This is a genomic window from Metallosphaera cuprina Ar-4 (assembly GCF_000204925.1).
GTDB classification, from domain to species: Archaea; Thermoproteota; Thermoprotei_A; order Sulfolobales; family Sulfolobaceae; genus Metallosphaera; species Metallosphaera cuprina.
This window is the reverse complement of sequence record NC_015435.1, coordinates 871,574-891,656: the sequence shown is the minus strand read 5'-3', so window position 1 is coordinate 891,656 and position 20,083 is coordinate 871,574. Positions and strand designations below refer to the sequence as shown.

The window sequence follows — 20,083 nt, the reverse complement described above, 5'->3', positions numbered from 1 at the left end:
GAAAAGTTTAAAAAATTAGTGCCTGGATATAAGCATACCATTATCATCTTAGAAATATAAGATATTATTTAAGAATGGCGCCCGTAATTTAGATAAACTACGAAAATTAAGAAATCGACTGGGATCTCTCTTTCCTTAGCTGTTTTCTTCAGTCCTTAAAGACCTCATAGCGTGGAAGCTCAAGAGACAACCCGCTTTCCTCTCAGCACCGGCAAAAGAGCCAAGACTCCGAGCAGACTGGTCATTAACAAGAACGCGTCGGAGAGCGTCGCGTTAATAACATAGAGGTAGGTGAAGACTAAACTGCCCAACACCCCACCTATCGCCTTTCCAGTATAGAGGATACCACTATTGACGGTAGAGAACCTAGTTCCGAAAACCTCTCCCGCCACGTTAAAGTACAAAGTAATCATTGATCCGCCTGCAAATCCGATGAGCACGGTCGCCACAACGAGTTGACCTAAAGAGACGGTAACCGATCCTATGAGGAGTAAAGTGTTCAGAAGTAAGGTGGTCTTTAATATTCCCATCTTGTCTGCGAACCTGCCAAACGCTGGTCTTAGGCCTCCACTAAGTAGCGGGAACAGGGAGATGAGCGTTACAAGCTCTCCTTGAGGCAGGTTCCTACCTAGTAGAGAGAGTTGAGATGATATAGTTGTCAACGGCACAACGGCCCCAACGAAAGACAGGTAGATCAACCAGAACCTAAGCGTTAGTATAACTTGGCCTGGAGGTCTCCCTGAGCCTGACTTAGGATATTTAACAAACGCCATCAGGGTAGTGAGAACCACGATTTCGGTAAGCCCAATGACGAGCGTGACTATCCTAAAGTTGTTAACTAAAACGATGAGCGGATTAGCTATAACAGATCCTATCCCGAAGCCCATGGAAACCAAACCAGTGGCGAAACCCATCCTGTCCGAGAACCACTTGATCGCTAAGTTAGCTGCTATCCCGTAGAGTATCCCTTCTCCGATGCTCCCGATCGACCAGAAAACGTAGAAGTAGACGATATTTGGAGAGACGTAGGTTCCTAAGAAACCTAATGATGAGAGGATAGACGCTAGTATCCCGATCTCCATAGGTCCTCTCCTATCAGCGTAATGGCCCCCGACGGGTTGGAAAAGGGATGACAAAATGCTAAAAAGAGAGAAACCTAGTGCTACCTGGACTACAGATACGTTAAAGCCATTCTTAAGTAAAGGCTCTAACGCGTTCCAGGAATATTGATAAAGAGAGTTGAAACACATAGTTACGAAACCGATTACGATGTAAAGCTCTCTTCTCATGAATTAGAGAAAACTCATTTCCGTTAAAAAACTAAAGATTAAGTTTTCAATAGTTTAAGGTCTTAAGTTCTCAAATAGTCTGATTTGGTTCGACTCAAACCTCATCGTTAGGCCTCATACCACTTCAAGGTTTCATTATAAATCTATTTCCTATTTATTAGGAATAGAATTTCTAACTCAAAAAAAAGCGATAGCTAAACGTACTTTTGAATACAATCCCTTTAAAGAGGAGAAGTAACGCGCTTAGCCTAAGCTAAAATTACGAGAGAGACTCAAACCTCATGGATTCCAGTGGATGTCTCGACTTCAATTCCTTCAAAACTTTACAATTTACTAGATTTAGGTAGTTTACACGGAATAAAAACTCAGGTTGCCAAACTAGACTGTTAGTTGCGTGTATTCCTTAAAGCCGTTGGTGGCAAATATACTTTGCTCCTTACAATATTCGATAACTTCCCTGGTGAAGCCCAAACCGTAAATAATGGAAACGATCTTCTTATTAGATGTCTCAGGTTTGACCCTCTTTAACGTTGTGATCTTTTTGTTTAGCTCTCTCACCGCTGATATACCAACCCTATTTTTAACTTCTCCGACGATCACGAAGTCCTTGTGTTCTGCATATATATCAATTTCAAGTACATTTTCAATTTCTAACCTCGTAACTTCGAGTTTTATTCCAAGATCCTTTTCGAACTTCCACTCCACATATTCTCGTCCTTCTTCCTCCAAGTTAGATGACATAGTTGCTAAATAGCTCTTGATTTCTGAAAGTTCCTTTTTCACTCCACTAAAGGTCTCGTCAAATTTCTTCTCTAATCTTTCGATGGCCTCTGTGTTCCGGTTGGTCTGCTCCTGTAGTCTCTCTATCGCTTCGGTGTGTTTGGCTACCTGCTCTTGGAGCTTGACGATGGCCTCTGTGTTCCGGTTGGTCTGCTCCTGTAGTCTCTCTATCGCTTCGGTGTGTTTGGCTACCTGCTCTTGGAGCTTGACGATGGCCTCTGTGTTCCGGTTGGTCTGCTCCTGTAGTCTCTCTATCGCTTCGGTGTGTTTGGCTACCTGCTCTTGGAGCTTGACGATCTGAACCTCTACTTTTTCAAGACGATCAAGGATCTTCTTGTTTTGGTCCTGGAAGTCTTGCCTCAAATTCTTTATTTCTTCTATTAGTTTATTATATTTATCCTCAAATAAAGTGAATTTCTCGTTGATAATAGTCGTTAAGTCCTTCATTAGGTTAACAAGTACGTTTTGAGAGACAGAATCAGCTACCTTCTTTATAAATTCCTGGTCGTTTCTCAACTTCTCTAATATGTCTCCACTCATATTTAATTATCAACCGTTATTACATAAAAATTTTATCTAATTCGATCTTATGGAAATCATGATCAAAAATCAAGTTCTACAACTCAAAGAGATTGGAGCTAACGGAACATTAGTATTAAGACGTTAAATTGAAAAGATCTCGACTGCACCTTTGCGTGGATTACAGATCATGAAGTGTGGGAATAGATAACGTAGAGCGGATTGATTTCGTTTTTTAAGACGCTACTTCAAAAGGACAAGGGAATTTTCACACTCAGATAGAGAATGTAAGGCGTGATAGTTATTCCCTAACCGAGGTAAGACTAGCACATGATTCGAGTGCCTCATTTTAGGTTTGTCTTATCGCAAGATCTAGAAGTCTTTTCTATAATGATTATTGAAAATGAAATAATTAGATAAAAAGGAAAATAGGTATTTTATTTCAAAGATTCTTAAGATCTCGTTTAACCGCAAGCTCACCTTTTAATGAGAGAGATAAAGTTCTTTACCTCAAGGTTGTCGTATGGGCATGAGTCGACGCACTTAGCACAACTTACACAGCTAACTCTATTAACGTAACCTTTTGTTAGAACGTCCTGAGATATTGGAATCTTGACAGGACAGGAAGACTCGCAGTCCTTAGATTCACACGTCTCACATGTACTTATGTGCTTTGCCTTTACTTTAAAGACCAACTTGTTGAAGATCCCTACAAAAGTTCCAAATCCGCACCATCCTTGCCTAGCGCAGGCGTAGGTCCCGAAGACCGGCGTTAAAAAGAAGAAGAACCACCAGATGTAGTTCAGCGTAAACATACCGTAAAAGTTTAGAGGGTCTATACTCATCTTCACTATGTGAACTTGAGAGATGACGTAAAGGGAAAAAGCCACCAACATAGGAACAAGGAATGACCACCTCAAGTAATCCCAGATATGACTGCTCCTTTTAGCGTTGAACTGCTCAAAGAAAGTGTTAGAGAACATGTGAGCTGACATACACACTAAATTACAATAAACTCCTCTCCCGAAAAGAGTTGAAGCTAAGGTAATGGCAATCAAAGAAACGATGAAGGAAGTTAACGTAACTGGGAATATCATCCCGCTCATTCCGAACACGTAGAAATTAGTATAGTAAGGTATCAGAACCACGAAGATAGGTATTCCAACTATGATAGCTAATGTCCAGTTCTTTAGGTATGCGGTTCTAGCCCTCTTGAACCTCTCGTAAACAAGGTAGGCCATCTCTCCTCCCATCATTATAACGTAGAAGGGAGCCATTGTAGTTGCCATAACTAACATGTAGGGAGCCATCAAAACAGTTTGGAATAAACTTCCGTGAAGGTACATCTCGAACATGGAAAGGGGATTAATAGGGAAGAGCCACCAGAAAGGATTAGTGAAAGGAGATCGCATATGCATCGAGCTCATAGATCCCGTACTTAATGAACCCATTTTGGACATCGTCTCTTGGTTCATGACGTGCGCGCTTTGGACCACGCCGTATAATGAGTTGGTTAAGTTAAACCCTAAGACGGTCTCCCCAAAACCCATCGTTAGCTCAGCCAGGTTCACCAAAACTAAAAAAGGAAAGGATACCTCAACTTCAGTGATATCCTCCTTGACGGAATCTGATGAATTATCAGTATGAAATACCACGCCATTGAGATTACCATAGAGATTGAAATCAACCATAGGTCTTCCATTGAGGCGAAGAGGGAAAGGCCTAACATCATGATGAAGTCGAATAGAGCCAAAGAGATTGAGACGAGCTGACCTTGAAGCGTTACCCTCTTGATCTCTATGAGATATATCATTACAACGTTAACTATCATTATCAACGATGAGACTAAGGATAGGTAGAGCTCCGCCGTTTTGCTGAACGTGTAGAGGGATGGGATGAAAGCCATGGATAACGCAAACGTAGTTATCGCACCCTCTAAGATGGTCTTATTCCTGGATATCAACAAGAAGTATATTCCGTCTGCAAGCATCATTAATCCGAAGGCAGGGTTCTCAACTGAAAGCAAAAACGGATTCGTAACGTCATGGACGAAAGCGGTCCCATAAAGGTAACCCATGGAGAGCTCGTCATAAACTGTAGTTAGCGATAGGAGAACTCCGATACCTAGGTCTTTCCTTACGTTCAACGTTTCTGACTTAACCGTAAACGAAATTAACGCTGGGATGGAGGATAGGATCAGGATTATCGGCTCAATTAAAAACGTTCCACCGGAAAAGGCTATATACCCTATAGATATGCTCTCTCCAGACATTAGTAAAATGATGGATATTAAGAATAGCACTAAACGTTTATTAACGAACTCCCTCCTTAGTACACTACCTAAAATCCAGAAATCGATCGCCATCATTATTATAATATAAAATATTGAAAAAATCCTAATTAATTCAAGCGATTGATTGATCATACTGGTCTATCTAACGTTATAATTAGAACGAATTTAAACTTTTCATTTATAGGACCTCATCAGAGATAATATCTAATTTAATAATTAAATAAACAAATTTAACTTCATTTTAATTTAGATCTGGATCATCGCTCTTATACCTTAATTGTAGATTAAATGGTGTGACAAGGCACATAATTTTAGGCAATGGAAAGCTCACCGCGCTTTTCGATTCAAGTTACCTTATGAGGGAGCTCTACTATCCCCTTTCCGTGGATAACCACCTTCATGCGGGCAGAATGGGATTCCTCACTAAATCAGGTTTCCACTGGCTTCACGATCTTAGTCCTTCAATAAGTTACGAAACCGATACCTTGATATCTAAGGCCACGGTGGAGCTAGACGGCGAAAAGATTAACGTTCGCGACACTATAGATTTAGCTTACCCTATACTAGTGAGGAAGGTTAACCTAAGGGAAGGAAGGCTTTTCTTCGCTTGGGACCTTCACATCAACGGAACTGAGTATGGTGATACCGCCCTTTATGATCCTTCAACAAGGTCCATCATCCATTACAAGAGGGACAGATGGTTTCTATTCTCCTGCGGAGTAAGACCTTACCAATACGCTACGGGTTACAAGGAGACTGGAAACCTTGTGGGAACATGGAAAGATTGTGAGGATGGAGAACTCTCCAATAACCCGATAGCTCAAGGTAACGTGGATTCTGCAGTCTCGTATGAGGTAAACGAGTCGTTGACGTGTTGGTTGGTAGCCGGGAGAAGCTACAAGGACGTTGTTAAGTTAAACGAGTACGTGCAGGAGAGAGATCCGAACAAGATCATGGATAGGACTAGTAACTACTGGAAAGCTTGGCTTACTAAGGCGAAACACCAGGAGATAAAAAGGAGCTTGTTAATAATTGCCAGCCACTGGCAGGACAACGGAGCTATCCCAGCGTCTCTGGACACCGACATAATGAGGTTCAACAGGGATACGTATAATTACGTCTGGCCTAGAGACGCAGCCTTCACGGTCGTAGCTATGGCGCTGACCGGTTACGAGGACCTCTCTAAGAAGTTCTTCAATTTCGCCAAACCGCTGTTGTTTAGAGGGTTCATGTTCCAGAAATATACTATAGATGGGTACTGGGGAAGTACTTGGCATCCTTGGACTGAAAAGTACCTTCCAATTCAGGAGGACGAGACCGCACTCATGATCTACGCCCTTTGGGTCCACTTCTCAGTTTTCAAAGACGTGGACTTCATTAAGGACCTCTACAGACCCGGAATTAAGGCTGCAGCTGACTTCCTCTGCTCCTACCTAAACGAGGATGGAGTGCACGTTTTGCCGTCTTATGACTTGTGGGAAGAAAGGTTTGGAGTTCACTTCTTCACAACTGCCGCGGTGATTGCAGGGCTAACCTCGGCGTCGCGCTTTGCCTCATTTTTTGGAGAGGACAGCTTAGCACTGAAGTATGAGAGCGTGGCCGAATCGTTAAAGAAGGGTCTCGATCAGATGTGGGTTGGAGATCACTTCGCCAGGAGTGTAATGAACGGAAAGGTTGATCCCACTGTGGACTCCAGCACTGTGATTGGAAGTCTATTAGCTTACCCCATAAGCGACCCTAAGGTTAGGATAAATAGGGAGACTGTGGAGAGGAAACTCACCGTTAATGGAGGCATAGCCAGATATGAGAGTGATTACTACCTGAAGGAGGATGAGAGACCTAACGCTTGGTTCATAACAACGTTATGGGTTGCACAAGAGCTTATAGCGGAAGGCAGGATCGAGGAGGCTAAGAAATACATAGAGTGGGTCGAAAGGAATTCCCTTAAAACTGGAGTGATACCAGAACAGATAACGCCTTCAGGCAACTATCCCTCAGTCTCTCCCCTAGTGTGGAGCCACGCCGAACTGATAAGAACGTATTATTACTTGAAGAACGGTTTCAAAAACTACCTCTGATCAGGCTCTACGTTTATTTTCCCCTTCATGAGCTTCTCTAGGAGCTTATCTAAAAGCTCTATTAACTTTGCCTTATCCTCATCGCTTAGGTCCTTAACCAGGTCAACGGCTAACTCGTTAAACACCTGTATGGCCTCCTCAGTCGCTTTAACCCCTCGCTCTGTAATCTGAACGTTTATGATTCTCCTATCCTCCTTATCTCTCTCCCTTTTCACAAGTCCTTTCTCCTCAAGTCTATCTATGGCGGCGGTTATACCGGCCTGAGTCATCAGCACCTCTTTAGCTAAGTAAACCATTGACTTCGGCGAGTCCCTAACCTGCATGAGTATTAAGAAGTCGACGTATGAAAACCCATGAGATTCCAACCTGTTGTTGAGCTCCCTTTTTGCAGCCCTGTACACCCTAGAGATGCTCGTAAGGACCTCAGTTTCTTGCTTTTTCTGCATCATATTCAACCACCTCCTGAGCGTTTTTAGCTTTACCCCTCAACGCTGACGCTATCGCAGCGACAAAGGACAGAGCAGCCCCAAAGTAGAAAGTCTCCCTCAAGGCTATCATGAAGCTAGGGGCTATCGCGCTTGGGAACCATGTCCTCTGTTCCATTATGGAGATCGCTCCAGCTGGAATTTGAGACGTAAGGGAAGTAGGGAGGGAACTAAGCAGCGCGCTAACCGGGTCATATCCTAGGAAAGCCGCGAATAGAGCGCCCGTGACCGGGACTTTCTGAACGTATGGTGAAAGCTGAGGAGCCCCTGCCTTAGCCAATGCGTGGCCTAATGACGGACCCAACGTTGAGCTCAAGGATAAGATAACTATTGTGAAGAAAATGGCTATACTCACGGTCTGTCCCGTGTTTTGGAGAGTTGATCTCATGCCTGAAGCTGCACCTCTATGCTTTCCTGGGACGCTCCCCATAATAGATGACGTGTTGGGAGATGCGAACATTCCGTTGCCTACTCCCATCATGAATATTATCGCTCCAAAGACGGGATAACTGAAGTTATACGGTAAAGTCGTTAGAGCCAGGAATCCCAATCCCACTATGATCATACCTATTGTAGCCAAACCTCTGGAACCGTACTTGTCAGATAGCCAGCCGCTTATGGGTCCCGTCGATACGAATCCTACCATAAGGGGGACAGTGTAAATTCCAGCCCAAAAGGGCGTCTCAGCGTAGGAGTAACCGTGTAGAGGAAGCCATATCCCCTGAAGGAAAATCACTATCATGATCATTAAACCTCCGTATCCGATCGATCTAAGTAAGCCGGCTATGTTGGCCGCAGCGAAGATCCTGTTCTTAAACAATTCGATTCTAAACATTGGATACTTAACTTTTGTTTCTATAAACGGGAATAAACCTAGTAAAAAGAGGCCTGAGATTAGTGAAGAAATAACGTAAGGGTTTCCCCAACCTGTCTGCGAAGTCCCGTAAGGCATTAGAGCGTAGGTCATTGCTATTAGGATGAGAATTAAACCGGTTCCGAAGATTAAGTTACCTATCCAATCTATCCCCTCCCTGTTCTTATAGCTAGTTTCCCTTAATTTCAGATAGCTCCAGGCAGTTCCGAACACCCCTACGGGCACGCTCACTAAGAACACGTATCTCCAGTTTATAATCGAGAGTATCCCTCCCAAGATCAATCCTATTAAGGAGCCTGCTAAGGCAGCCACCTGGTTTATTCCTAATGCCCTACCTCTTTCGCTGGATGGGAAAACGTCAGTGATGATCGCCGCACTGTTAGCCATTAAGAACGCACCTCCTATACCCTGAACTATCCTGAAGATAACTAGCTCCAACCCAGCTAAGTCCCCCCTACCGAATGTCAAGGAGAGGAGAATTGAACCTATAGTGAAGACAAGGAACCCGAGATTGTAAAGCCTCACTCTCCCGTACATGTCAGAGAGCCTTCCAAACGAAAGGAGTAGAGTGGCTGTCACCACGTTATAGCCCATCAAGATCCAAAGAAGATATTGAAAGGATGACGGGCTAAGAGGGTTTATCCCTATTCCGCGGAATATGGCGGGCAATGAGATTATTGTAATGGTTCCGTTAATTGTTGCCATGAGAACTCCGAGCGTGGTGTTACTTAAGGCTATCCATTTGTAATGCATAATTAGTAAACTAATAATTAACTATTTAATCTTTTTGCTTAACTACTTGATCAAGGTAAGGAAAGGCTTATAATTGAAAGAGGCTAATAATTAATTATGACAAAGGTTTACGTAATACATGAATGGGACGAGTCTAAAAAGGACGAAGCGGTGAAGTTCTTCAACAACTTGACTGACATGGCTAAGGGGAAGAAACTTCCCAAGGGATTCAAACTGGAGAAGTTAAACGTTGACGAGGGTAACAAAACCGCTATATGTGAATGGGACGTACCGAGCATGAACGACTTAGCCAACGTAGCTAGCCAGATGGGGATCACATGGAAAGTTAAGATGATATCCCCAACTGTCAAGTATGAACACAAATTAATTTGATTTTTTTGTAAAAAGGTTTACTTAATTCCAGGCACGCGATGACTTATTTTGAGCCTGGTTAAGCTCTCCATGAAAGCTGCGGAGTTCTCGGAAATTACAGGCATTCCCAAGTCCTCACTCAAGTAACTCAACGCTTCATAAGTTGAGAGCGCGGTACACGCTATGTACACTGCCTGCGCCTGAGAAACTTGATCTAGATGTCTCTTGACAAGTCTGTAGATCGTAAACGTGTTGGTGTTAGATATGTCTAACCCTCTGACCTTACCTAATCCATCGTAACCTGTAACTTGAAATCCCTTAGATCTCCACCAGTTAACCTCCTCTAATGTCCTCTCCTTAGGATAAGGTGTAGCTATCCATATCTTATTGACGCCCATCACTCTAAAGATCTTCTCTACCGCCTCCTCTGGTATAATCAAGTTACCTACTTTACTTATTACGTTTGAGTTCCTGTGAGTCCCGTATGTCCTTCCGTAAACTATAACGTCTGAGATCTCCTTCAGAAGGGAGTAAGAGAACCTCAGCTCCTCCTCGAACTCCTCAACGTTGACAGGTTCGCATCCCTTGCTAGGTCTCATCCTAGTTGAGTGAACTGACACACCTTTAGGGGACATCATCCAAAAATCGTACTCAATCCCAGCGTTGTTAGCAGGGACTATCAGACCTATCCTACCTCTACCTCCTGGCATATCTGATTTTTAATTTACTGGATGAAAAATCCTATCATGAAAAGTAAACTCATAAAGATAACCAACTCGTTCTTTCAGTATAAGAGGAAGGGGGATGACGAAATGTTGGATGAGGCGTTAGATCTTCTAGAGTACAGGGGAGGCTACGTGAGGATAAGGGATGAGAAGATCAAGGTCTCAACTAAGAAGGACCTGATAGGGTTTTACCTAGCTAACGTGCCCTATTTAATTCTAGGCGAGGGGGAAATTCACAACGACCTTCCTAGCAAGGTTTTGAAGGCACAAGATTACGCGATGAAACTGATATCCTGTTCGATGGAGGACTTGGCCACCCTCGAGAGTTATCTAGTCCTAGAGATGGGGCTCAGAAGCCTTTACACAACTTGGCTAGGAGAAAAAGTGATAATAAAATACAAGAAAACTAAGATCAAGGTCAAGGGTCTTGATTACAGAAAGTTGAAGCTTTTTATCAGAAGGCAGGGTTGGAGCAAGTACAGGGTGAAAGTTAATGGTGAAACGTTCCCTTTCTCCCAAGGAATGCTTTTGGCGTGGGCAGATAGGTTCGTAGATGGAAGGGCCAGCTTGGCTTTGAGGTTATCCTTGAACGTTAGGAACCTATTAGCTCACGGCGAGGTGGAGTGGAACTTCCATCCCACCGTTAGTAACGTCAAGACCTCCTCTCACCTTATATGGAACCTGTTTAACAAGCTTTCTAACAACTGAGGCTAACAACTGCAGGTCTCGATGAGAGACTGCATGAACTCAACTTCAAACGTAATCCGAGAGCTTCACCACGTTTTCGCTCTCTCCTTTCTCCAGGTAGTTCTTAAGGTTATTACACGCTTTAATCATCGCCTTCCTCAACGTCTCTCCACTAGCTGAAGCTCCCGCAGTGTGATACGTTCCCATAAAGTTATCCATGTTCCACAGCTCGCTTTCAAAGTTCTCCTTCCCGTCTTTCCTCCAAAAGACGTCCGTGCCGAACCTCACGTCTTTCCTCTCCTTTAAAACCCTCATCACGTCCTCCTCAACTATGGTCTCAGCTCTCCCCACATTAACTAAGATCGCCCTCTCCTTTAATAGCGAGAGCACGGAGTAGTTCAGTACCCCTCTAGTCGATTTGTTAAGAGGTAGCGTATCGAACACAACGTCCCCTCTCCTTATAGCTTCTTTGAGTTGATCCATGGGAAGCATCTCGTCAAAAAACTCAGGTCGCCTGAAGGATCTTGAGACTCCTATCACCCTCATCCTAAATCCTTGCTTGGCGATCCTAGCTATTTCGGATCCAATGCCTCCTGCACCTAAAACTAGAGCCGTCTGATCGGTTATAGAATAGGTAGGTTCCCTCTTCCTGACGTTCACTCCCTTTGCCAAGGCTAAAGCTAGTGCCCAAGCGTGCTCTGCTACAGAAGTTGAGTAAGCTCCCGCATTGGACAACACGACCACGTTTCTTAATAGATCGTAGGGGACGTCGTCGACGCCGGCTGATAAGGTCTGAATGACCTTCAATTTGGGCATTTTGCTAACTAACGATCTCAACTTAGAGGGCCAGGATATGAGGTACTCAGCCTCAGCGAGGTTGGCCTCAGTTGCCTCCCTTAACTCGTACTCCTGAAGGAGAGAATAGCACTCCTCAGGTAGCTTCTCGGTGGAAACTATCATAAGCTATACCTTACTCTAAAGCTATAAAACATCTTTTCAATCCTCATTAGGTCTCTTGATTTAAAAATCCTTGATGGACTGATATTCATAATATTAATCTTTAAATTGCTAAGTAGATAATACATCTTATGTCTGATTGGCAAGTGATCTTGACATCAGACAGAGGGTCCTTCACTAAGTTCGGATCCTCCAGCGTGCTCGGATACGTTGCCTGCATGCCCTCTAGGCTAGTGCCTAGGTTATTCATGGATAAGTTCTTCACCCCACCCATAAAGGAGGTAGACAAGGAGGGGAAGGCCCTTTACGCGCCTTACTCTCTAAGGAAGATAGAGGCTTCCTTAGTGACTAACGGTATAACTGACGTTGCTGTGATCCAACCGGAGAGGTTAGAGAAGGTAGTTTCTGATAAGACGAAGGTTATAGGCGTTTCGGTCCACGACCCTCTCGGACTGGACCCAGTTACGTTTAAGCTTTCGCTTCTTTTTGGAGGAGGCAAGTCTTGGCTTGAGCAGTTCTTTGAGGAACTAGGAGATGTCATATCAAGACTTAAGAAGAGGTATAACTTCAAGGTAATCGCTGGGGGACCCGGCGCTTGGGAGCTCACTAAGAGCAGACCGGACTGGCTTGACGTATTGTTCCTTGGGGAGGCAGAGATAAGACTGCCAGAGGTCGTTAAGTCCTTACTTAAGGGTGAGCCGGTCCCTCCAATAGTTAAAGGTAAGGACCCAAAGGCAGAGCAAATACCTCCTATCCTAGGTCCTACCAGATGGGGTGAAGTGCAAGTAACGAGAGGTTGTCCAAGAGGTTGTAGTTTCTGTTCGATAACCCCAGAGACCTTTAGAAGCGTTCCCCTTGAGACCATAAAGAGGGAAGTTGAGGTCAACCTAAAGGGAGGAATAAAGAACATCGACTTTATAACTGACGATATCCTCTTGTACGGCTCCTCTAAACTTAGGGTAAATCACGACGCGCTAGTTAAACTGTTCACTGAAGTTAAGAGGATGGGGGTCGATGGGATTTTCTGGCCCCACATCTCAGCTCCTGCAGTGAGGGAGAGCCCTAAAACTGTACAAGCCATTGCAGAGGTGGCTGAATACGACTTCGATAGGTCAGTGATGCCTGTAGTTGGGTTGGAGAGCGGAAGTCTAAAGATACTGGAGAAGTACATGCCGGCGAAAGCCTTTCCCTGGACTCCAAGGGAGTGGGGAGAAGTGATAATCGATGCCACTTCCATAATGAACGATAACTACGTTTACCCCTGTTACACTATGACAATAGGATATAAAGAGGAGACCGACGACGACGTTCAAGATAGCATAGACCTAGTTCAGAAAATAATTGATCACGACTTCACGGCCTGGATATTTCCACTACCTGTAATACCAATATTTACAACTAGGATAAAGGATAATCCTTTCCCAGTGTTAGATAGGTTACCCTCAAGGTATTGGGATCTACTATACGTTTCTTGGACATATAACATGAAGACCACTAGGAAGCTAGCCCCAAGGTTAGCTGGTAAGGGTTTGACGGGAAAGTTAGTCAAGTTCATGATAGACAGGGTTTTCTCCTCCATTGAGTGGTTCTTCAGAGATCTCAAGGAGAGTAAAGGGAGGAAAACGTTGGAGTTCTCAACCGTTAACGTTAACAACACGTTGGGAACGATTAGGGCGATCGTTGAACTAAGTAAGCTAAGCTTTAAGAAGGAGAGCTCCTAAGCTTTCATTATAAGTTAAGTTTTTTATTATTAAATATCTAACGAAGATATGAACGAAAGAACCATCAGGTTTCCAAGTTTTGATGGTAAGGAAATAGAAGGGTTCCTAGCTTCAGATGGGGAAAAGGCTGGGATAATAGTGGTTTCAGAGATATGGGGAATAACAGAGTTTATAAAGAACGTTACCCGGAGGCTAGCGTCTTTGGGTTACACTGTCCTAGCTCCTAATCTCTACTCAAGAAACTCTGAACTCTTCAACGAGAGGACCATCTCAGGGGTTATGAGAAGGTTCTTCTCTTTACCCCCTGAGAAGAGAGGCGATCAAAACGCAATATCCAAACTTGTCGAGGGCCTATCGGAGGACGAAAAGAAGATATACCAAGAGCTGGTTGTAAATAGGGCTTCTACTGAGGACAGAATGATAGGTGACCTGGAGGCCTCTTACTCATACCTTAAAGGACTTGGGCTTCAGAAGTTCGGAGGAATTGGGTTCTGCATGGGAGGTGGGTTAATATTTCAGCTCTCTACGATGGTTCCCCTCGATGCCACTGTAGTATATTACGGAAGGAATCCGAGGCAGATAGAGGACATTTCTAAGGTGAGGGGACCCGTACTAGCCCTCTACGCCGGGGAAGACTCAGCGATTAACCAAGGTATCCCTGATATGGTGAAAGCTATGATTCGATACAAGAAGGAGTTAGAGATGAAGATCTACCCTGGGACCTATCATGCGTTCGCAACTGAAGGTGGGCAGGTTTACAACGAAGCTGCGGCGAAAGACGCGTGGGAAAGGACAGTCAGGTTCTTCACTAGGGTTCTAGGGTGAGAACGTGGAACAGAAAGGAAAGGTCATAGAGGACTGTTTCATGACCTGGGTGAAGATCCTGGAGATGAGCGAGAAGGAGAGAGGAGAAAAGGAGGAAAAATCGTCATGACTTGGTTTAAGATTGATGTATTGAACCGTTTTTGAATTTCCTATATTCTACTATCTCAAATTTAACCTCGTCCCCTACGTCGTAATACTCCTCCGACTTGATTGTTATTCCAAATCCCTTGAAGACACAAACCAGATACCTTGAGTCCCCCACAGCTTCAACTGATTCAACAGAACAAGTGAAAGATCCCTTTCCTACGCTAACCCACTCGGGTCTGAAACCTATCTCGTCACATCTCTCTCCTAAAATCTCACCTGGGATGAAGTTCATGGGGAAATCTCCAATGAACTCCGCCACCCATTTCGTTTTAGGATACTCGTACAACTCCTTAGGTTTGCTAACTTGCTCAAATTTCCCCGCGTGTAATACCGCCACCCTATCCGCTAGACTCAAGGCCTCCTTCTGGTCATGAGTTACGTAAATGAAAGTTCCTTGTAACTCCTTTTGAATCCTCTTAAGCTCACCTCGTGCAACGGTCCTCATCCTAGCGTCTAAGTTACTCAACGGTTCATCCAAAAGGTAGTAAGATGGGTTCCTCACTATAGCCCTAGCTATCGCTACCCTCTGTTGCTGACCTCCGCTTATCTTTGTCACCTTCTTGTCCATTATGTCTGATATTCCTAAAAGTCCGGCCACCCTATTCACTCGCTCCTCTATTTCTTTCTTGCTCACTCCCCTCATTTTCAATGGGAAGGCTATGTTATCCCTCACCGTCATGTTAGGGTAGAGGGCGTAGTTTTGGAACACCATAGCTACGTTTCTCCTCTCTGGAGGTTTGTTTGTGACGTCAACTCCATCAACAAATATCCTGCCCCCGTCCGGTCTCTCTATCCCAGCCATTATCCTCAACAGAGTGGTCTTGCCCTCCCCGCTGGGACCTAGAATGACGAAGAACTCACCGTTCTCAATCTTCTCTGAGACGCCGTCTAACACCCTCTTTGATCCGTACGCCTTCTTTAAGTCAATCAACTCTACGGTCATCCCTTAATCCCCCCCGCTAAATACTCACCTCTAAGGTACTTCTGAAGTGCGAACGTTAAAACTATTACCGGCAACGTAAAGATCAGTGAGAACGCGACCCCAGCCAATAGGTTACCTCTGGTCACGTCCAGGTAGATGGTTACGGGTAAGGTGGAGTGGAAAGGAATCAGTAAGATCGCGTAGGTGAACTCGTCCCAAGAGAACATCCAAGAGATCAGGAAGGCCGCAGCTATCCCCGGGGCCGCAAGAGGTAAAAGAATGGAGAACAATCTCCTGAACAGACCTGCACCGTCAATCCTAGCCTGATTCTCAAGGTCTACTGGGATTGAAGAGAACGTCCCCTGAATTATGAACGTGGCGATGGGGAGCGTCACTAGGGTTTGAGCCAACGCCAGCCCAATTACGCTCTCAAAGAGGTGAAGCTTAATGAACTCCACAGCTATGGGTATGCCTATTACTATGGCAGGCATCATGTTGGTAACTAGAAGGAGGACAAGAAAAGGGTAGGAAATCGATCTGGGCAATCTGCTTAGCCCGTATCCAGCAGGTACCGCCAGCAAGATAGTTACTAACCCTACTAGAGTGGCAGTCTCCAAGCTTTTCATAAAGGGGTCTAAGAACTCGGACCCCTGAAGCGATGCCTTAAGGTTGTTGAGAGTCAAGGACAAGGGAAGGAGAGAGGGGTATTTGGCTAGAAGAGTTGAGCTGGGCTCGTTGAACGCCAAAAGCACTAGAACGTACAGTGGAAAAAGGAAGTACGCCCCTACTATTAACGCGCCTAGATATACCAACTTCATTGTGAACCACCCCCGGTGAGCTTGATCACTACACCCATGAACACGAGTATGAAGCCTAGAAGGACGGTAGCGGCGGCTAAGGCTAAACCCACTTCTGGAAAAGTCGTCGTGTAAAGGTTGTACACGAGGGTCGTTAGGAGGGGAGGGTGATCCCCTATTAGGATCAAAGGTAAGGCGAATATGTTGAACTCTTGTACTCCTCTGAGGATCAAGGCCACGCCAATGAAGCTCCTCAGGTTAGGTAAGGTTATGTGAATGAACCTCCTTATGGGACCTGCACCGTCTATCGCCGCTGAATAATACAGCTCCTTAGGTATTGAGGATAAACCTGCAAGTAAGATCAGAGACACTATCGGAGTGTTCTTCCAGCTGTCCGCCAACATGACCACAAGGAGGGAGGAGACAGGTGATTGATACCAGTTAACGTTAACGTTGAACAGCGAATGTAAAACCGTGTTGGCGTAACCCCCAGAAGTTTGAAAGATAAAACTGAAAGTCACTGCCGCCACCACCGTGGCTATTCCCATCGGGATTATAGTTATGGTTGAGAGCGCTCGTCTCCCAAAGAACTCTCTACTGAGCACGCTGGCCACTAGAAACCCTAAAGCGAGTTGGATAACCAACGCTCCTACCGTAACTAATATAGTATCCAGAATGGCTCCCTCAACGTTGAAGTAACCTAACTCCTGGTAATTCTTAAGCGATAACCCTCCGTGAGGATCTAAGAAGCTTAAATAAACTGCATCAATGGTAGGAAAAAAAGAAAAGATAGTTATGTAAGCGACCGCTGGGAGTACCAATAAAAAAGGGGTCCACTTCAAGATCTCACCCGTAAAGCGGACCAAAAACTCCCTGCTCGTACTGCTGTGCCACAGTGGAGTTGTAGTTTTGAACCAGGTAGCTGTACATCTCTTGATTGGCCTGGCTTAGTATGCTGGGTATTTCGGAGTAAGGTGCGTGATCTACAATTATGGTGTCAAAAACCTTGTCAGCTATTTGCCCCCATACGGTTATCCAAGGAACAGGTTCCCTGAAGAACACGTTGCTCATCGCCTCCTCCTCAGCCCTGTACAGAGAGCTTATGTTGCTAGGCAGATTGTTGTAAGCCTCTTGATTCACTGCAGGCCACGATATGTAAATTATGAACTCCCTTTGCACCTGAGGAGATAAGAGGAACCTAGCGAAGTCAATTAGTGCAGGGACGTCCGTCGCTCCCTTAGGTATGGCCAGGACGTCTCCCCCTACTAAGTGATCTCCGTTCACTGGACCCACAGGACCGGGGTAGAACCCAATATGGCTCATGTTAACTCCCTCTCCAGCCATCGTGCTGTAAATGTAAGGCCACTGATAGTCTATCATGTAATATTCTCCACTCAACAAACCCTTATAGCTACCCCAGTAACCGTGCACGTATCCGGGGGTAAAGTAGGACGATAAGTTGTACAAGTACTGAAAGGCTAAGACGTCCCCCGAATCGTTAAACAAGAACGGATTTCCTCCAGCCTGGACCATCCATTGATAAAGCTCTGTGTAGGTGCTCGCTCCTCCGTGTCCTTGAAACATTATTGGGTTTACCCCTGTCTTGTCCTTTATTACCTGAGCTACTTGAATGAGTTGCGACCAGTTCTGGGGTGGAGTTAGGTTCAGTTCGTGAAATAGAGTTTCGTTATACCAAACCAAGGGTATGTTTCCCCTTAAGGGTATGAAGAACTCCCCATGGTAGACTGATTGTTCGTAATTCACAAGACTCTTCATTGACGGGATAAGAGATACGTTTTGAAGGATCTGACTTGCGTATGGGGTCAAGTTCATTAGGTAGTTCCCACTTAAGAGCTCTCCTATTACCAGGTTGTCCTCCCCTATTATGACCGAACCTACGTTTCCGCTCAGCTCGAGCTCCTCTACGCTCTTAACGATGTCTGAGGCTCCCTCGTCTACGTAGTTCACGTGTATGTTAGGGTACATTTTTTCGAACTGAGGAATGATCAAGTCTTGCATCACGGAGGCCTCGGAAGGCGAAAGGTCGTCAAAGTAGGTGATGGTAACGTTCTTCGTAACCGGAGGGGTCACAGTTGTGGTGTTAGTCGATGAGGGCACCGCAGTGTGATGCATCCCTATCTCTACGGCAGCTATAGCCCCCGCTACTATGACTATAATTATTATCCCTATTACGACAGATCTGGCCAAGGCACGGCCTATCCCCTTATGATTAGACCTTGAGAACAAGGGTATCACGGTTTGTTACTCTACACCATCTTATTTAAACATATCTGAAATTTTTATACATAAAATTAACTAGAGAAATTCAAGATAGAAAGTTTAAATATAGCTACTATTTTTTAAAGAATAGATCTTATTTTTAAGTAAATGATCTATGAGTGATCCGTTCAAGGCGAGTCTTAATTTAATTAAATGTTAACTAGTTAAATCTAAGAATAAACAATGAAATTAGTTGCTTCCTAGTGCTGTTAGAACCTAAAATTAAAAATTTAAATCTTGGAGATCATCTCGATAAAATGGTAGCGATAGTTGACGCTTCGCTAACCCGGTTCGGCAAGAGGAAGGAGGACGTGTTCCAGTTAGCTAAGGAATCCTCTCTTCCTATAATCAGGAGGTTTAAGGATATAGATTTCGTTTTAATTTCCAACTCTTATTCAGGGGAGTTCAATAACGTATCCGGTATAAACAACCTGATATCCTCCTATCTTTCGCTAGATGAGATACCTTCGATCAGGATTGACAACACGAGCGGGAGCGGTGGTAGTGCCATCTTAGTTGCTAAAAGTCTGATCGACTCGGGTCAGGCTAGGGCCATCCTGGTGATAGGTGTAGAGAAGATGTCAACTATGAAGACTAGAGAGGTCACCTCAGTGATCTCCTCGCTTTTACCTCCGAGGGAGAGGTCCATAGGGATTTCCCTACCCAGTTTAGCCTCAATCATGACGAAGATCTACATGAGGAGATATGGGGCGAGCAGAGAGGCTATAGCTGAGGTCTCGGTTAAGAACCACTGGAATGGGGCCAGGAATCCTTTCGCCCACATTAGGAAGGAGATAACGTTGGAAGAAGTGCTATCCTCCCCAGTCGTTGCCGACCCGCTGAGGCAATACGAGTTCTGTCCGATTAGCGATGGAGCGGCTTCAGTCCTAATTACAAGTGATGAGGAAGCTCTAAGCTACACCTCAAAGCCGGTTTTCATTAAGGGGGTGGCAATGGGATCGGACTCCTCTCACATAACAGATAGGGAGGACATCCTTGAGATGAAAGCGGTTAAAATCGCTGGAGAGTTGGCTATGAAGAGAGCAAAGGTTGAACGCGTAGATTTCGCTGAGCTTCACGATATGGCCACGATCCTTGAGATCGTGGAGGGTGAGGCGTTGGGCCTTTTGGAGAAGGGGAAGGGTTGGACCTACTACCTTAACGGTATGACAGGGGTGGATGGAGAGATCCCAATAAACACAAGCGGAGGGCTGAACTCTAAGGGTCACCCCATAGGGGCGAGCGGCATAGGGCAAGTGATAGAAGGTTTCTTACAAATAAGAGGTGAGGCAGGAGAGAGGCAAGTTAAGGAGGCCAGGGTAGGATTGACCGTCAGCATGGCAGGTTTCGGAAACTCCGCCACGGCAATAGTTTTAGGTGATGAGATTTGATATTAGTGTGCAATAAGTGCGGAAGGAAATATTTCGAACCCAGAGGGGTATGCAAATGCGGGGGAGATGAGTTTCATCAAGAGGATGGAGAACCCTCGAAAGTCGAGTGCGTTAAGCTCTTTGTCACCCCCTCTGGTTTTCCGGAGCAGATTGAGTATTGCCTCTCCTCGATTAATGGCGTGAAGGTCTTTGAAGTGATTAAATAACGC

At 44.8% G+C, this 20,083-nt stretch carries 17 protein-coding genes and 1 pseudogene; 7 read left to right on the top strand and 11 right to left on the bottom strand.

Going from position 1 to position 20,083, the window contains the following annotated elements; translation table 11 throughout:
* Positions 1–179 precede the first annotated feature (179 nt).
* The 3 genes and pseudogenes from MCUP_RS04860 to MCUP_RS04850 form a co-directional block, all read right to left on the bottom strand.
* Positions 180–1,289, bottom strand: coding sequence for an MFS transporter (locus tag MCUP_RS04860; RefSeq protein WP_013737578.1), 1,110 nt, complete (start codon positions 1,287–1,289; stop codon positions 180–182).
* Between the two features lie 378 nt (positions 1,290–1,667).
* Positions 1,668–2,609 (bottom strand): DUF8196 domain-containing protein, encoded by a 942-nt coding sequence (locus MCUP_RS04855; RefSeq protein ID WP_013737577.1) that lies wholly within the window; start codon positions 2,607–2,609, stop codon positions 1,668–1,670.
* Between the two features lie 455 nt (positions 2,610–3,064).
* Positions 3,065–5,013 (bottom strand): annotated as a pseudogene (locus MCUP_RS04850) (4Fe-4S binding protein).
* 161 nt (positions 5,014–5,174) lie between these two features.
* Here MCUP_RS04850 and MCUP_RS04845 point away from each other — a divergent pair.
* The gene (locus MCUP_RS04845) at positions 5,175–6,959 is read left to right on the top strand and encodes a glycoside hydrolase family 15 protein (RefSeq protein ID WP_013737574.1); all 1,785 of its coding nucleotides are present in this window, start codon (positions 5,175–5,177) and stop codon (positions 6,957–6,959) included.
* Here the strand turns inward: MCUP_RS04845 and MCUP_RS04840 are convergent.
* Entirely contained in the window at positions 6,950–7,408 is a 459-nt protein-coding gene (locus MCUP_RS04840; protein WP_048057492.1) for a MarR family winged helix-turn-helix transcriptional regulator, read from the bottom strand. The genes MCUP_RS04845 and MCUP_RS04840 overlap by 10 nt on opposite strands.
* Entirely contained in the window at positions 7,383–9,071 is a 1,689-nt protein-coding gene (locus MCUP_RS04835) for an MFS transporter (RefSeq protein WP_048057491.1), read from the bottom strand. Before MCUP_RS04835 ends, MCUP_RS04840 begins: the two co-directional genes overlap by 26 nt.
* A gap of 96 nt (positions 9,072–9,167) precedes the next feature.
* Between MCUP_RS04835 and MCUP_RS04830 the strand changes: the two genes are divergently transcribed.
* Entirely contained in the window at positions 9,168–9,443 is a 276-nt protein-coding gene (locus MCUP_RS04830) for a hypothetical protein (protein WP_013737571.1), read from the top strand.
* 17 nt (positions 9,444–9,460) lie between these two features.
* Here the strand turns inward: MCUP_RS04830 and MCUP_RS04825 are convergent, their stop codons facing one another.
* A complete protein-coding gene (locus MCUP_RS04825; protein WP_013737570.1) occupies positions 9,461–10,132 on the bottom strand; it encodes a maleate cis-trans isomerase family protein in 672 nt (223 codons plus the stop codon).
* Between the two features lie 36 nt (positions 10,133–10,168).
* On the opposite strand from MCUP_RS04825, the gene MCUP_RS04820 reads away from it, so the two are divergent.
* Positions 10,169–10,855: a hypothetical protein gene (locus MCUP_RS04820; RefSeq protein WP_013737569.1), complete on the top strand. Its 687-nt coding sequence runs from the start codon at positions 10,169–10,171 to the stop codon at positions 10,853–10,855.
* 45 nt (positions 10,856–10,900) lie between these two features.
* On the opposite strand, the gene MCUP_RS04815 is transcribed toward MCUP_RS04820, so the two are convergent.
* Positions 10,901–11,794 (bottom strand): 2-hydroxyacid dehydrogenase, encoded by an 894-nt coding sequence (locus tag MCUP_RS04815; protein ID WP_013737568.1) that lies wholly within the window; start codon positions 11,792–11,794, stop codon positions 10,901–10,903.
* A gap of 128 nt (positions 11,795–11,922) precedes the next feature.
* On the opposite strand from MCUP_RS04815, the gene MCUP_RS04810 reads away from it, so the two are divergent.
* Both MCUP_RS04810 and MCUP_RS04805 read left to right on the top strand, forming a co-directional pair.
* A complete protein-coding gene (locus tag MCUP_RS04810) occupies positions 11,923–13,512 on the top strand; it encodes a B12-binding domain-containing radical SAM protein (protein ID WP_048057490.1) in 1,590 nt (529 codons plus the stop codon).
* A 48-nt stretch (positions 13,513–13,560) separates the two neighbouring features.
* Positions 13,561–14,337, top strand: a complete 777-nt coding sequence (locus tag MCUP_RS04805) for a dienelactone hydrolase family protein (RefSeq protein ID WP_013737564.1) — start codon at positions 13,561–13,563, stop codon at positions 14,335–14,337.
* 115 nt (positions 14,338–14,452) lie between these two features.
* Here the strand turns inward: MCUP_RS04805 and MCUP_RS04800 are convergent, their stop codons facing one another.
* Genes MCUP_RS04800 through MCUP_RS04785 form a run of 4 tightly spaced genes read right to left on the bottom strand, consistent with a single transcriptional unit; the run spans position 14,453 to position 18,459 of the window.
* On the bottom strand, positions 14,453–15,427 hold the full coding sequence (locus MCUP_RS04800; protein ID WP_013737563.1) for an ABC transporter ATP-binding protein: 975 nt from the start codon (positions 15,425–15,427) through the stop codon (positions 14,453–14,455).
* A complete protein-coding gene (locus MCUP_RS04795; RefSeq protein ID WP_013737562.1) occupies positions 15,424–16,224 on the bottom strand; it encodes a carbohydrate ABC transporter permease in 801 nt (266 codons plus the stop codon). The genes MCUP_RS04800 and MCUP_RS04795 overlap by 4 nt, the downstream gene beginning before the upstream one ends.
* Positions 16,221–17,045, bottom strand: a complete 825-nt coding sequence (locus MCUP_RS04790; RefSeq protein ID WP_048057489.1) for a carbohydrate ABC transporter permease — start codon at positions 17,043–17,045, stop codon at positions 16,221–16,223. Before MCUP_RS04790 ends, MCUP_RS04795 begins: the two co-directional genes overlap by 4 nt.
* Positions 17,046–17,049: 4 nt before the next feature.
* A complete protein-coding gene (locus MCUP_RS04785; protein WP_048057488.1) occupies positions 17,050–18,459 on the bottom strand; it encodes an ABC transporter substrate-binding protein in 1,410 nt (469 codons plus the stop codon).
* Between the two features lie 281 nt (positions 18,460–18,740).
* Between MCUP_RS04785 and MCUP_RS04780 the strand changes: the two genes are divergently transcribed.
* On the top strand, positions 18,741–19,874 hold the full coding sequence (locus MCUP_RS04780; RefSeq protein WP_013737559.1) for a thiolase family protein: 1,134 nt from the start codon (positions 18,741–18,743) through the stop codon (positions 19,872–19,874).
* Positions 19,871–20,080 (top strand): PhlB family protein, encoded by a 210-nt coding sequence (locus tag MCUP_RS09945; RefSeq protein WP_013737558.1) that lies wholly within the window; start codon positions 19,871–19,873, stop codon positions 20,078–20,080. The genes MCUP_RS04780 and MCUP_RS09945 overlap by 4 nt, the downstream gene beginning before the upstream one ends.
* Positions 20,081–20,083: the final 3 nt, after the last annotated feature.